At 63.8% G+C, this 13,666-nt stretch carries 13 protein-coding genes and 1 tRNA gene; 7 read left to right on the top strand and 7 right to left on the bottom strand.

Features of this window, described 5'->3' with window-relative positions; all coding sequences use genetic code 11:
• Positions 1-19: 19 nt before the first annotated feature.
• Positions 20-1,369 (bottom strand): ABC transporter substrate-binding protein, encoded by a 1,350-nt coding sequence (locus tag KTQ37_RS04350; protein ID WP_218629246.1) that lies wholly within the window; start codon positions 1,367-1,369, stop codon positions 20-22.
• 288 nt (positions 1,370-1,657) lie between these two features.
• Between KTQ37_RS04350 and KTQ37_RS04355 the strand changes: the two genes are divergently transcribed.
• The 7 genes from KTQ37_RS04355 to KTQ37_RS04385 all read left to right on the top strand — a co-directional run bounded on the left by KTQ37_RS04355 (position 1,658) and on the right by KTQ37_RS04385 (position 7,057).
• Positions 1,658-2,689, top strand: a complete 1,032-nt coding sequence (locus KTQ37_RS04355; RefSeq protein WP_218629247.1) for a LacI family DNA-binding transcriptional regulator — start codon at positions 1,658-1,660, stop codon at positions 2,687-2,689.
• 2 nt (positions 2,690-2,691) lie between these two features.
• Positions 2,692-4,020, top strand: coding sequence for a GH1 family beta-glucosidase (locus KTQ37_RS04360; RefSeq protein WP_218629248.1), 1,329 nt, complete (start codon positions 2,692-2,694; stop codon positions 4,018-4,020).
• Positions 4,017-5,000 carry a glucokinase gene (locus KTQ37_RS04365; RefSeq protein ID WP_218629249.1) on the top strand — a complete coding sequence of 328 codons (984 nt, stop codon included), beginning with the start codon at positions 4,017-4,019 and terminating at the stop codon, positions 4,998-5,000. The genes KTQ37_RS04360 and KTQ37_RS04365 overlap by 4 nt, the downstream gene beginning before the upstream one ends.
• Before the next feature lie 101 nt (positions 5,001-5,101).
• Positions 5,102-5,362, top strand: a complete 261-nt coding sequence (locus tag KTQ37_RS04370; protein ID WP_218629250.1) for a hypothetical protein — start codon at positions 5,102-5,104, stop codon at positions 5,360-5,362.
• A 111-nt stretch (positions 5,363-5,473) separates the two neighbouring features.
• Positions 5,474-5,758, top strand: coding sequence for an ArsR/SmtB family transcription factor (locus KTQ37_RS04375; protein WP_218629251.1), 285 nt, complete (start codon positions 5,474-5,476; stop codon positions 5,756-5,758).
• Positions 5,755-6,810 (top strand): permease, encoded by a 1,056-nt coding sequence (locus KTQ37_RS04380; RefSeq protein ID WP_218629252.1) that lies wholly within the window; start codon positions 5,755-5,757, stop codon positions 6,808-6,810. Before KTQ37_RS04375 ends, KTQ37_RS04380 begins: the two co-directional genes overlap by 4 nt.
• A gap of 10 nt (positions 6,811-6,820) precedes the next feature.
• On the top strand, positions 6,821-7,057 hold the full coding sequence (locus tag KTQ37_RS04385) for a thioredoxin family protein (RefSeq protein ID WP_218629253.1): 237 nt from the start codon (positions 6,821-6,823) through the stop codon (positions 7,055-7,057).
• A gap of 138 nt (positions 7,058-7,195) precedes the next feature.
• Here the strand turns inward: KTQ37_RS04385 and KTQ37_RS04390 are convergent, their stop codons facing one another.
• The 6 genes from KTQ37_RS04390 to pdxH all read right to left on the bottom strand — a co-directional run bounded on the left by KTQ37_RS04390 (position 7,196) and on the right by pdxH (position 13,618).
• On the bottom strand, positions 7,196-7,447 hold the full coding sequence (locus KTQ37_RS04390) for a hypothetical protein (RefSeq protein WP_218629254.1): 252 nt from the start codon (positions 7,445-7,447) through the stop codon (positions 7,196-7,198).
• A gap of 114 nt (positions 7,448-7,561) precedes the next feature.
• A complete protein-coding gene (locus KTQ37_RS04395; RefSeq protein WP_218629255.1) occupies positions 7,562-11,254 on the bottom strand; it encodes a vitamin B12-dependent ribonucleotide reductase in 3,693 nt (1,230 codons plus the stop codon).
• 492 nt (positions 11,255-11,746) lie between these two features.
• Positions 11,747-11,823 (bottom strand) — tRNA-Pro (locus KTQ37_RS04400).
• 41 nt (positions 11,824-11,864) lie between these two features.
• The gene (locus KTQ37_RS04405; protein ID WP_218629256.1) at positions 11,865-12,350 is read right to left on the bottom strand and encodes a DUF192 domain-containing protein; all 486 of its coding nucleotides are present in this window, start codon (positions 12,348-12,350) and stop codon (positions 11,865-11,867) included.
• Positions 12,320-12,856: a cold-shock protein gene (locus KTQ37_RS04410; protein ID WP_218629257.1), complete on the bottom strand. Its 537-nt coding sequence runs from the start codon at positions 12,854-12,856 to the stop codon at positions 12,320-12,322. Before KTQ37_RS04410 ends, KTQ37_RS04405 begins: the two co-directional genes overlap by 31 nt.
• 138 nt (positions 12,857-12,994) lie before the next feature.
• Entirely contained in the window at positions 12,995-13,618 is a 624-nt protein-coding gene (pdxH, locus tag KTQ37_RS04415; protein ID WP_218629258.1) for a pyridoxamine 5'-phosphate oxidase, read from the bottom strand.
• Positions 13,619-13,666: the final 48 nt, after the last annotated feature.

Consider the following 13,666-nt stretch of genomic DNA (forward strand, 5'->3'; position numbering starts at 1 on the left):
TTGGCGGGCGGCGCTGGTCTTACTTCAGGGTATCCCAGGTGGCCTGGATCGAGGTGGCAACGTCCCCGGCAGGCTTGCCACCTGCGTAATCGACCATTCCGGTCCAGAACGCGCCCGCACCGATTGCACCCGGCATCAGGTCGGACCCGTCAAAACGGAAGGTCGTCGCGTTCAGCAGAATCTCACCCATCTTCTTGAGCGTCTCGTCCCCGTAAACATCGGTATTCACCCCCTTGTAGGGCGTGACGAAGCCGGTCTGCGCCATCCAGATCTCATGCGCGATGGGGCTTTCGAGGAAGGTGATGAACGCGTCGGCCGCCGGGTTCTCGGTCAGCTTGGCAAACATCGTGCCCGCCCCCAGAACCGGCTGACCCAGATCCATGCCCGCATAGGCCGGGAAGTAGAAGAAATCGGCATCCTGCCCGATCACGGTTCCCTCTGGGAAGAAGGACGGGATGAACGAGGCCTGACGGTGCATGTAGCACTGCGGCGGCGAGGCAAAGAGCCCCTTGGGACTGTCGCGGAAATCGGTCGAGGCCACCGCCCCGGCACCGCCCGCCACGAAGGCATCGTTGCGCGCGAACCAACCGAACGCGTCGATCGCGGCGACGACCTTGGGATCGTCGAACTTGAGGTCATTTTTGACCCATGCGTCGTAATCCTCGGGCGCATTGAGGCGCAGCATCATGTCCTCGACCCAGTCGGTCGCGGGCCAGCCTGTCGCGCCGCCCGACCCCAGACCAATGCACCATGGCGTGCCGCCATCGGCCACGATCTGCTCGGTCAGCGCCTTGAGGTCCTCCATCGTGGCCGGGACTTCGTAGCCCGCATCCTCGAAATTCTCAGGCACATACCACACGAGCGATTTCACATCGGCCTTGTAGGGGAAGGCATATTGATGCGCCTGCCCGTCCGGACCGGTGTAATTGCCGTAAGCCGCCCAACTGTCGCCTGCGGCGTAATTATCCTTGATCCATTGCTCGATGCCATCCGCCAGCGGCTTGAGATGCCCCTTCTTGGCCAGATCGGCCGCCAGCCCCGGTTGCGGGAACACGGCCACATCGGGGGGCGAGCCCGCCTCGGCGTCGATCACGATCTGCTGCTCGAAACTGTCCGACCCGGCATAATCCACCTCGACCCCGGTCGCGGCCTCGAAATAGGCGATCACGCTTTCGACCAGATCCTTGTCCGCCGAGAGCCAGGGCCCCAGAACGGTCAGCTTCTGACCCTTCAGGTCCATCGACTTCAGCGCCTCATAGGACGCCCAGTTGAAACGCGCATCCTCGCCCGGCGCGTATTTGAGATCCTGCGCAGCCGCCGCACCGGCCGCCAGCGCCAGAACCGCTGCGGAAAGATAAAGTGATTTCACCGTTAAGCCCTCCCAGACTCGGCAATGTTCCTTGAAACCGCCGCCAGAGTCGCGTTGCCCCGACTCATTGTCAAAGCGGTTTGGATGCGTGACAGTCGGCCAAACGCTCAAGAAAGTCAATCAAACTGCGCGCCGCAAATGTGCAATAAAACATATGGAAGGTTTTCACCTGCAGAAATTTGTTATCGTTAACATGGACCGATTGACGTCAAACGTGCACACAAGTAATCTCGGTAAATTCCAAACCGCTTTGAACTTTTTTCCTGCGGCGCGACGGAGCTGTGCACGATGAACCTCAAGCAACTGGCGGGCCATTTGGGCCTCTCCCCGACGACAGTCAGCCGTGCACTCAACGGCTACCCAGAGGTCAACGAGGCGACCCGCAAACGCGTGGCAGAGGCCGCACAAACCCATAACTATCGCCCCAATACGCAGGCCAAGCGGCTGGCGACCGGGCGCGCCATGGCGATCGGCCATGTCATCCCGATCTCGACCCAGCATGAGATCGTGAACCCTGTGTTTGCTGATTTCATTTCAGGCGCGGGCGAGGTCTATTCGCGCTCGGGGTATGACATGGTGCTGACCATCGTTCCCGACGATGACGAGGAACGCGCTTATCGCGAGTTACGTTCCAAGGGGAACGTGGACGGGATCATTGTCCACGGCCCGAAAGAGAGCGACAAGCGCGTCGCGCTGCTGAACGATATCGGCCTGCCCTATGTGGTGCACGGGCGTTGCTCGGGGGTGGAAGCGCCCTATTCATGGGTGGACGTGAACAACGCCCGCGCCTTTCAGCGCGCGACCGATTTCCTTCTGGATCTTGGCCATCGGCGCATTGCCCTGATCAACGGCATCGACACGATGGATTTTGCATTGCGCCGGTTGCGGGGCTATTCCGATGCGCTGGCGGCGCGCGATGTTCCGCTGGACCCGCAGCTGATCGTCTCGGGCGAGATGACCGAGGCACAGGGCCATGACACCGCCCGAGACATGCTGCGGCTGCCCGATCCGCCGACCGCCTTCCTGACCGCCTCTCTGCTGTCGGCCATGGGCGCGCGGCGCGGCATCGAGGAGGCCGGGCTGCGCATGGGCCGCGACATCTCGATCCTGACCCATGACGACGAACTGGGCTATCTGCGCAATGGCACGGATGAGCCGATCTTCACCTGCACCCGCTCCTCGGTGCGCGAGGCGGGGCGGCGCTGCGCGCGCATGTTGCTGGACCAGATTGCGCAGGGCGACGCCAGCCCGCGCTCGGAACTGCTGGAGGCGGTGCTGGTGGTCGGGCAATCGACCGGCCCCGTCAGGCGGCAGGGCTGACGATGCTGCCCGGACGCGCCGAGTTCCCACCCGATTTCCTGTTCGGCGTAGCGACATCGTCCTATCAGATCGAGGGGCATTCCTTCGGCGGCGCGGGGCCAACGCATTGGGATAGCTTCGCCGCGACCCCCGGCAATGTGGTGCGCGCTGAGAACAGCGCGCGCGCCTGCGACCATTACCACCGCTGGCCCGAGGATCTGGACCTGATCGCCGGAGCTGGCTTTGACATCTACCGCTTCTCGACCTCCTGGGCGCGGATCATGCCCGAGGGGCGCGGCGCGGTGAATGCCGAGGGGCTGGATTTCTACGACCGACTCGTGGACGGGATGCTGGCGCGCGGGTTGAAGCCCGCGCTGACGCTCTATCACTGGGAGCTGCCCGCCGCGCTGGCCGATCTGGGCGGCTGGCGCAATCGCGACATCGCGGGCTGGCTGGCCGATTTCACCGAGGTTGTCTGCCGTCGCCTTGGAGACCGGATCTGGTCCGCCGCCCCGATCAACGAGCCCTGGTGCGTCTCGTGGTTAAGCCATTTCGAGGGGCACCACGCCCCCGGCCTGCGCGACATCCGGGCAACCGCCCGTGCCATGCACCACGTCCTGCTGGCGCATGGCCGCGCGATCGAGGTGATGCGTGGCCTCGGCATGTCGAACCTGGGCGCGGTGTGCAACTTCGAATTCGCGCATCCGGCTGATGGTCCAAAGGCAGCACAGATCGCCGCCAGACGCTACGACGCGATCTACAACCAGTGCTTCGCCTCGGGCCTTTTCAAGGGCTGCTACCCCGACGCGGTCCTTGAGGGCCTTGGCCCACACATGCCGAAGGGCTGGCAAGATGATTTCGGCGTGATCGGCGCGCCGCTCGACTGGTTCGGGATCAACTACTACACCTGCAAGCGCATCGCCGCCGCCGATACCCCCTGGCCCGCGCTGCAAGAGGTTCCCGGCCCTCTGCCCAAGACCGCCATGGGATGGGAGATCTACCCCGACGGCCTGCATCACTTCCTGACCATGCTGGCGCGCGATTACACCGGAACGCTGCCGCTTTACGTCACCGAGAATGGGTTGGCCTCACCCGACCCGCTCAGCGACGGGAGCATCAACGACCAGATGCGCCTTGGCTATTTCCAAAGCCACCTGGCGGCCTGCCGGCGCGCCATCGCCGATGGCGTGCCGCTGAAGGGCTACATCGCCTGGTCGCTGATGGACAATTACGAATGGGCGCTTGGCTACGAAAAACGCTTCGGCCTCGTCCATGTGGACTTCGAAACCTTGCAGCGCACCCCCAAGGCGTCCTATCACGCTTGGATGAAGGCACTGGAACCCCGCGCATGACCGATATGACCCCTGATCGCTACACGCTTCTGGCCGATATCGGCGGGACCAACACGCGCGTCGCGCTGGCCGAGGGTGGTCGCCTGCTGCCGCAGACCATCGCGCGCTTCGCCAATGCCGGACGCGCCTCGTTCTACCCGATCCTGAGCGAATACATGGCCAAGGAAGGCGTGCGCGACCTTGCCGGGGCCTGTATCGCCGTTGCCGGGCCGGTCTCGGCCGCGGGCGACAGCGCCGAGATGACGAACCTGTCCTGGGTGATCGAGGCTGATGAGGTCGCGCGCGTGACGGGCGCCGAGACGGTCGCGATCCTCAACGACCTTCAGGCACAGGGCCATGCACTGGGCCACCTGCCCGAAGGCGCCACGCGCACCCTGATCGAGGGCGCCCCGGCCGAGGCAGGCGCAAGCCGCCTTGTGGTCGGGGTTGGCACCGGGTTCAACGCGGCCCCCGTGCATGAGGCTCCGGGCGGGCGCATCGTCGCCGCCTCCGAATGCGGCCACGCAGCCCTGCCCGTTCAGGATGCCCGCGACATGGCGCTGATGGAATTCGTGCATAGCGCGCATGGCTTTGCCGCCGTCGAAGACGTTCTGTCGGGCCGTGGGTTCGAACGTGTCCACGCTTTCGTCACCTCTGAGGCCGGGGCCCGCGCCGACATTCCCGCCGCGCAGATCATGGCGGCGATGCAGGCGGGCGACCCGCTTGCGCAGGCCACCGGACGGCTCTTCGTGCGGATGTTGGGCATGGCCGTGGGCGATCTGGCGCTGATCCACCTGCCCTTCGGCGGGCTATACCTGTGCGGCGGCGTTGCCCGCGCCTTCACCCCCTGGCTCGAGCAGTTCGGCTTTGCCGAGGCATTCCGGGCCAAGGGCCGCTTCTCGGTGCTGATGGCTGAATTCCCGGTGCAGGTCATCGAAGATGACTACGCGGCCCTGACCGGCTGCGCGACCTACCTTCAGGCGCTGCGCGGGCGCAAGTAAGCAGGCCGCGCGCGATTTGCCGCATTCCGCGACGCGACGCCTTCGCCAATCTTTGCCCCAAGACCCGGATCAGGTTGGGTCGTTCGAGCAAAGGAATAGCAATGAAATCAGGCAGCGCTTCACTTCTCGGCCCGCTCACGCTTGGCGCGCTTCTATTGGGCAGCGCGGCGATGGCGGGGCACAACACCCCTTTGGCGTCCGAGGATGACTCGGTCCTGAGCCAGTATCATGAGGAAAACCTCGCCCAAAGCATCGATACCCCCGGCGAGGATGAGATGCTTGGCGTGATGGTGCAGAATGCGCGTGGCAAGCTTGAGGACAGCCTCGGCCACGAGCGCCAGTCCGGCACCGGGCGCCGCTAAACGCCCGCGCTCCGCCTCTTCCGGCGGGTTTTGCTTTTCAACGCGGTGCGACGCCTCGTCATCTCGTTTTTTCGCTTATGCGCATATACGCATGAGGGAAAGGAGGCCGCGATGATCCAGTTTCTGACAGCCTTGGCCGAGCCCACGCGCCTCGCGGCGCTGCAAATCCTCTGGGATCACGGCGAGCATTGCGCCTGCGAGTTGATGGAGCGCCTTGGCGCCACGCAAAGCCGGGTCTCGCGCCATATGCAGGTGCTCAAGCAGGCCGGGCTGATCACCGACCGGCGTGACGCGCAATGGGTGCGCTACCAGATCAACCCGGACCTGCCGCCCGAGTTGCACAACGCGCTTTCCGCCATTCTCGCGGCAGCGCAATCGGAAAGGAGTGCGGCATGAGCGTTCTTTCCCACGACACCCCCCGAAAACCCCTGCCCGCCTGGGGCTGGAGCGCAGCCGTTTTCGTCGCAGCCGTCCTGTGGTGGGCCATCTATCGCCAGCTTCCCGCCCTGTCCGAGGCGCTCGTCGCGCGCTTGCCTGTCGAGCGCCACAGCCACCTGGGCGAGGCGCTGGCCTTCTTCTTCTACGACGTGCCCAAGGTGATGATGCTGCTGGCGCTGATTGTCTTTGCCATGGGCGTCGTGCGCAGCTTCTTCAGCCCCGAGAAAACCCGCGCCGCGCTTGCGGGCAAGCGCGAGGGGCTGGCCAATGTGACGGCGGCGGGCCTTGGGGTGCTGACGCCGTTCTGCTCGTGCTCGGCCGTGCCTCTGTTCATCGGGTTTGTCTCGGCCGGTATTCCGCTTGGGGTGACATTTTCCTTCCTGATCGCCGCGCCTATGGTGAACGAGGTCGCGCTAATCCTGCTGATCGGATTGGTCGGCTGGAATGTGGCGCTGATCTACCTCGGCTTCGGGCTGGCGATTGCCATCGTCGCGGGCTGGGTGATCGGGCGGCTGCACCTTGAGGGCTGGTTGCAGGACTGGGTACGCGACATCCACGCCGGCGCGACCGATCCGGTCGAGGATGAGGCCCTCACCCTGCCCGACCGCTACCGGAGCGGGCTGGATTCGGTGCGCGAGATCTTCGGCAAGGTCTGGCTCTGGATCATTCTCGGGATCGGGATCGGTGCGCTGATCCACGGCTATGTCCCCGAAGAACTGATGGCCCGCGTGATGGGCAGCGGTGCCTGGTGGTCGGTGCCCGCGGCCGTGCTGATGGGTGTGCCGATGTATACGAACGCCGCGGGCGTCATCCCCATCGTCGAGGCCCTGCTCGGCAAGGGCGCGGCGCTTGGCACGGTTCTGGCCTTCATGATGTCGGTCATCGCGCTCAGCCTGCCCGAGATGATCATCCTCAAGCAGGTTCTCAAATTGCGCCTGATCGCGGTGTTCGTCGGCATTGTCGCCAGCGGCATCCTCGCGGTCGGCTTCCTGTTCAATGCCCTGTTTTAAGGAGGGAAAAATGAAGGACATCAAAGTGTTCGGCCCCGGCTGCAAACGCTGCGCCACCACCGAAGATATGGTCCGCGCCGCCGCCGCGAAACTGGGTATCGAGGTCAGCGTCGAGAAGGTCTCCGACATGGCCGCCATTGCCCGCGCGGGTGTCATGTCCACCCCCGGCATCAGCATCGACGGCAAGTTGGTCCATGCGGGCGGGTTGCCCGACCCGGCCAAGCTGGAAGGCTGGCTCTCGGCCTGATCCGCAAATAAATCGGCCCCCCTCTCTGCGGAGGGGGGCCAGTTTCGTCGATCAGGCTCTTTGGTTCACCGCCCGAGGTGTATCTTGGTTTCGCCTGGGCCTTCTCGACGTCTGGGGCGAGCGCACCCGCCCCGGAACTCAGTTCATTCGCAGCGCCTGCGCGGCGCTGAGGAAGGTCACGGTGGTCGCCGCGCCATGCATGCGGATATCGGCCACGTCCATCGGGCAGCGGTCCAGATCGCCGCCCAGAACCTCGATCGAGACGCCGCCGCCGAAGGTGGCATCCAGCACCGAGGTCAGCGCCTCGCCTGCCAGCTCCGCCTCGATCCCGCCCGCGATACGCCGCGTGGCCATGGGGACAATCCGCTTGTTTCCGACGATCAGCTCCACCGAGCACTTCCTTCTATTCACAGGCCCATCGAGATTTGCGATGCGCCGTCTTTCCATCGGGGCATCCCCCCCGCCGTTTCGTCGGGGCCCCGGCCGAACCGGAACCCCTACCCCTTAGGAGCAACCGCTGGTCGCCCCGCAGGTGTTGCATTTCATGCAGGTGCCGTTGCGCACGAGCGTGTAGTTGCCGCACTCGCCGCAGGGGTCGCCCTCATAGCCCTGCATCTTGGCTTTGGTGCGCGCGTCCATGCTGACCACGCCCGAGGAAATCGCCGTCGAGGCCGAGGCGCCTACCGCCATCGCGGTTTCCGGCACCAGCGTGTTCAGCGCGGTCACAGGATCGGTCGCACCCGCGAAGGCCGTCGCACCCGCGCCCCCGCCTTGCAGCACGATGAGTTCCTGCGGCAGGCGCTTGCGCAGATAGCCCGTCGAGGAAATCTGACGCAGCACCTCAAGCGACTTCGAGGCCGCCGTCTCGCTCACCGGCTCGACGTTGCGCTTGCCTTCGCCGACACCACCGCCCAGATCGTCGAAAGACGTGCCCTGCGGCTTGATATGCGCAAGATCGGTGCGGTCGAGATAGGACACGGCCAGTTCGCGGAACACATAATCGAGGATCGAGGTCGCGTTCTTGATCGAGTCGTTGCCCTGCACCATGCCCGCGGGTTCGAACTTGGTGAAGGTGAAGGCGTCCACGAACTCTTCCAGCGGCACGCCGTATTGCAGGCCAACCGAAACGGCGATGGCGAAGTTGTTCATCATCGCGCGGAAGCCAGCGCCTTCCTTGTGCATGTCGATGAATATCTCGCCAAGCTGGCCGTCCTGATACTCGCCGGTGCGCAGGTAGACCTTGTGGCCACCGACCACGGCCTTTTGCGTGTAGCCCTTGCGGCGCTCGGGCAGCTTTTCGCGGTGCGAGCGGACGATCTCCTTGACGACGACCTTCTCGATGATCTTCTCGGCCAGAGTCACGGCTTTTTCTTGCTGCGAACCGCTGGCGAGGATTTCCTCGGCCTCGTCATCATCCTCGACCAGCGCGGAGGCCAGCGGCTGCGACAGTTTCGAGCCGTCGCGGTAAAGCGCGTTGGCCTTGATGCCAAGCGACCAGCTCAGCTCGTAGGCGGCCTTTACATCCTCGATCGAGGCCGAGTTCGGCATGTTGATCGTCTTCGAGATCGCGCCCGAGATGAACGACTGCGCGGCGGCCATCATGCGGATGTGGCTTTCGACCGAGAGGTACCGCTTGCCCTTCTTGCCGCAGGCATTGGCGCAGTCGAAGACGGCATAATGCTCGGTGCGCAGGAAGGGCGCGCCTTCCAGCGTCATCGTCCCGCAGACATGGTCATTCGCGGCTTCGATCTGTGCGCGGGTGAAGCCCAGGTGACGCAGCAGGTCAAAGGTCGGGTCGTTCAACTTCTCGGCGGGGATGCCGAGGGTCTTGGTGCAGAAGTCTTCGCCGAGCGTCCACTGGTTGAACACGAAGCGGATGTCGAAGGCCGAAGGCAGTGCGGCTTCAACCTTCTCGATCTCACGCGCGCCGAAACCGTGGCCGATCAGCGCTGTGTGGTTGATGCCCGCGCAATTGCCAAGCGTGCCATGGCCGACCGCATAGGCGATGATCTCTTCGATCTGCGACGAGCTGTAGCCGAGTTTTTCCAGCGCCGCCGGAACCGAGCGGTTGATGATCTTGAAGTAGCCGCCACCGGCGAGCTTCTTGAACTTGACCAGCGCGAAATCGGGCTCGATCCCGGTGGTGTCGCAATCCATCACAAGGCCGATGGTGCCGGTCGGCGCGATGACCGAGACCTGCGCGTTGCGGAAGCCCCATTTCTCGCCCAGCACCAGCGCCTCGTCCCAGGCGTTGCGGGCCAGCGCGACCAGCGACTGATCGGGGCAGCTTGCGGCATCGAGCGGGACCGGCTGAACCTCAAGCGCCTCGTAGCCCGCGTCCTTGCTATAGGCGGCGGCGCGGTGGTTGCGGATCACACGCAGCATATGCTGGGCGTTCTTGGCATAGCCCGGGAAGGCGCCCAGTTCAGCTGCCATCTCGGCCGAGGTCGCGTAGCTTACGCCGGTCATCAGCGCGGTCAGCGCGCCGCACAGCGCCCTGCCCTCGTCCGAGTCGTAGCCAAAGCCCATGTTCATCAGCAGCCCGCCGATGTTGGCGTAGCCCAAGCCAAGCGTGCGGAAGTCATAGGACCGCTGCGCGATCTCCTGGCTCGGGAACTGCGCCATCAGGACCGAGATTTCCAGCGTGACGGTCCACAGGCGCGTGGCATGCACATAGGCCTCGGCGTCGAAAACGGCGTCCTTGTAGAAGGTCAGCAGGTTCATTGAGGCCAGGTTGCAGGCCGTATCGTCCAGGAACATATATTCCGAGCACGGGTTCGAGCCGCGGATCTCGCCATCCTCGGGGCAGGTATGCCATTCGTTGACGGTGTCGTGGAACTGAATGCCCGGATCGGCGCAGGCCCAAGCGGCGTGGCCAACCTGATCCCACAGTTCGCGCGCCTTCACGGTCTTGGCGACCTTGCCATCGGTGCGGCGCACCAATTCCCAATCGGCATCATCCTTGACCGCCTTCAGGAAGGCATTGGTCACGCGCACCGAGTTGTTCGAGTTCTGGCCCGAGACCGAGATATAGGCCTCCGAGTCCCAGTCGGTGTCATAGGTCGGGAATTCGATCGAGGCATAGCCCTGCCGCGCGTACTGCAGCACGCGGTTGATATAGGTCTCCGGGATCAACATGCGCTTGGCCGACTTGATCGCCGCCTTCAGCGCCTCGTTCTTGGCCGGATCATAGGCGTCGGCCACTGCCCCATCCCACAGACCGATCGCCTCGAAGATCTTGTTCAACTCGCGCTCGTGCATCTTCGAGCCGGCCACCAGCGAGGCGACCTTCTGCTCTTCGATGACCTTCCAGTTGATGAACTGCTCGATATCGGGGTGATCCATGTCGCAGATCACCATCTTGGCCGCGCGGCGCGTGGTACCGCCCGACTTGATCGCGCCCGCCGCGCGGTCGCCGATCTTGAGGAAACCCATCAGGCCCGACGACTTGCCGCCGCCCGACAGCTTCTCGCCCTCGCCGCGCAGGCTGGAGAAGTTGGTACCGGTGCCCGAGCCGTATTTGAACAGGCGCGCCTCGCGGACCCAGAGGTCCATGATGCCGCCCTCGCCCACCAGATCGTCCTTGACTGACTGGATGAAGCAGGCATGGGGCTGCGGATGCTCATAGGCCGAGGCCGATTTGGTCAGCTTGCCGGTCTCGTGATCGACGTAGAAATGCCCCTGCGACGGGCCGTCGATGCCATAGGCCCAGTGCAAGCCGGTGTTGAACCACTGCGGGCTGTTCGGCGCGGCCATCTGCTCGGCCAGCATGTAGCGCATCTCGTCGTAATAGGCGCGGGCGTCTTCCTCGGTCGAGAAATAGCCGCCCTTCCAGCCCCAGTAGGTCCAGGCGCCAGCGAGACGGTCGAAAACCTGCTTGGCCGAGGTCTCTCCCACGATGCGCTGATCCTCGGGCAGCTTTTCCAGCGCGGCGGTGTCGGGAACCGAGCGCCACAGGAATTCGGGCATGCCCTTTTCCTTGACCTTCTTCAGCGCCGCCGGGACACCCGCCTTGCGGAAGTATTTCTGGGCCAGAACGTCCGAGGCAACCTGCGACCAGCCCTCGGGAACCTCGACATGCTCGTTTCGGAACACGATCTTGCCGTCGGGGTTACGAATCTCCGATGCGGTCGTCGTGAAAGCGATCTCGCCGTAGGCGCCGGTTTCTGCTGCCGTGAACTTGCGTTCGATCTTCATCTGCCCTGTCCCATACACTTTTAAAATCCGTGCTGCCCGTGCCGCAGCCAAGACTTCCCCGCCCCTCTGCCGACGCAAGAGAGTTGGCCCGACCGCACCCGATCGACCTGAAAGTGAGGATTCTGTCCCGCCCGCCGCCGCCACTATATCTGGTGGCTTCACGACCCGCTCACACAAACTGACGTAGCACGCCGGGGCGGTCAACAAATCTTTCCTTCCCTCGAAGGCGATTTTTCAGTTGACGGGTTCCCGCGCAAGAGCCCCCAAAAGGCGATTTTGATTCATCCACAGGGGTCAGAAAGATGCCGCGCCGCAGCAAGTCTGCGGATTCCCTTGTTTCACGCGCTTTTGCGGCGCAGAAATGACAATCTGGATAAACTTCATCCACAGCACACAATATCTTGTGGATAGAGCGAAAATTGTGGCCCTGAAATCACGCATCGTGCTCGGGCGGTGCCCGATTGACCAAAATTTGCGCATTTTCAGTGGAAATGGTCGGGGCGAGAGGATTCGAACCTCCGACCTACGGTACCCAAAACCGTCGCGCTACCAGACTGCGCTACGCCCCGACGCGCCCTTCCTAACCGCACATGCGCCCGAGGAAAAGAGGCTAGTCGCAGCGCCACGAAGCACGCGTCTGATCCAGCGCGGGATGGGCCAGCTCGGCCCCCGGCACGATGCCGATCCGGGCGGCCAGCCCGCCATTGATCTCAAGCACCATCAGGACGGGGTGTTTCGAGGGAATCGGTGTCTCGTCATGCGGCTTGGCATTGGCATGCACCGAGACCACCCGCCCCGACGCATCGATAAAGATCATGTCCAGGGGAATGAGCGTATTGCGCATCCAGAAGGCGACCTCGTGCTCAGCCTCATAGACGAAGAGCATCCCTGCCCCGGCCGCCATCTTCGAGCGGCCCATCAGGCCCTGCGCGCGCTCTTCCGCATCATCGGCGATCTCGATCGAGAAGCGCGCCTCGCGCCCGTCGGGCAGACGCAACAGGGCGACATCCTCGCGGCAAGGCGCGGCGAGTGCCCCGCCAACCGAGGCCAGATAGATAAGCGCTCCTAGCGCCCCTGACGCAATGCGGCTTCCCACGACACCACCTGGGCCGCCATGCGGCCACGCTTGCCCTCGATCACGCGCAGACAGATCGCCTCGCCCGGAGCCAGATCGGAAAAGCCCGAGCGGCGGAGGACCTCGATATGCACAAATACATCTTCGGGGCGCCCAAAGACGTTCGCAAACCCGAATCCCTTTACCTTATCGAACCATTTGACGCGTGCGGGTTCCAGCGGAAGCGCCGCGATCTCGGCGGGGTCGGTCTCGCCCAGATCCTCGATCGGTGCGGGTTTCTCTTCGCTCTCTGGGGGTTCGATCTCCAGCACCTCAACGGCCTGCGCCCCGCGCGGAGTCGCCTGCACCAGCACCCGAATCCCCGCGTTGTCGGCGACCGAGCCCTGGCCGAAGTTCCGCAGCACATTGGCATGAAGCAGGATGTCCGGCCCCCCGCCGGAGTCCAGAATGAAGCCAAATCCTTTGACAGGGTCGAACCATTTCACCTTGCCGGTGACTTCCTTGGTTTCGAAGTGCTGTTCGTTCATTCCAGTGATCCGCTTCCGGCTTTGCGCCTTGTTATGTGTCTGGACAGGTCAGGTCTGCCCACTCTCACACGACACACGCCGGATTCAAGCGAAAAAACTTAGAATTGTTCTCGGCCGTCATTTCACGAAGCGTGAAATTCAGGGGTTCAACCGCAGGATTTCCCATGCAGAATTCGAGTCCGGGCGGCGCCAGCGGAACCTGTCATGCAGACGAAATGCGCCGTCAGCCCAGAACTCGATCTCAAGCGGGGTGATGCGAATTCCCCCCCAGAACGGCGGGCGCTTGGGGTTCGGGCCATGCGTTGCGGTGACCTTGGCGACCTCGGCCATCAGGGCCGTGCGCGAGGCCAGCGGCTGGCTTTGATCCGACGCCCAGGCCCCGAGCCGCGACTTGAGCGAGCGCGACGCATAATAGGCGTCCGCCTGCGGCCCCTCCTCGCGCGAGGTCAGGCCGCGCACCCGGATCTGGCGGCGCAGGCTTTTCCAATGCATCACGAAAGCGGCCTTGCCCGCCTGCTCGATCTCGACACCTTTGGCCGAGCCGTAGTTCGTATAGAAGACGAAGGCCCCGCCCGAGGGCGCGCTCTGCGCCTCAATCTCTTTCAGCAAGACCATGCGCACATTGGGCAAACCATCGGCGTCGACACTGGCCAGAGCGATCGCATTGGGGTCGTTGATCTCGCTCTTCTCGGCCTCACTCAGCCAAGCCTGCGCGATGGCAAACGGGTCTTCCCCCGCGAAAATTCCCGATCTGTCGCTCATGACGCCCCCGCTTCCGTAACGTACTCATGATAGTGGCTCTCGGCCTTG

The organism is Sedimentimonas flavescens, from assembly GCF_019264375.1.
Classification (GTDB): domain Bacteria; phylum Pseudomonadota; class Alphaproteobacteria; order Rhodobacterales; family Rhodobacteraceae; genus Rhodobacter; species Rhodobacter flavescens.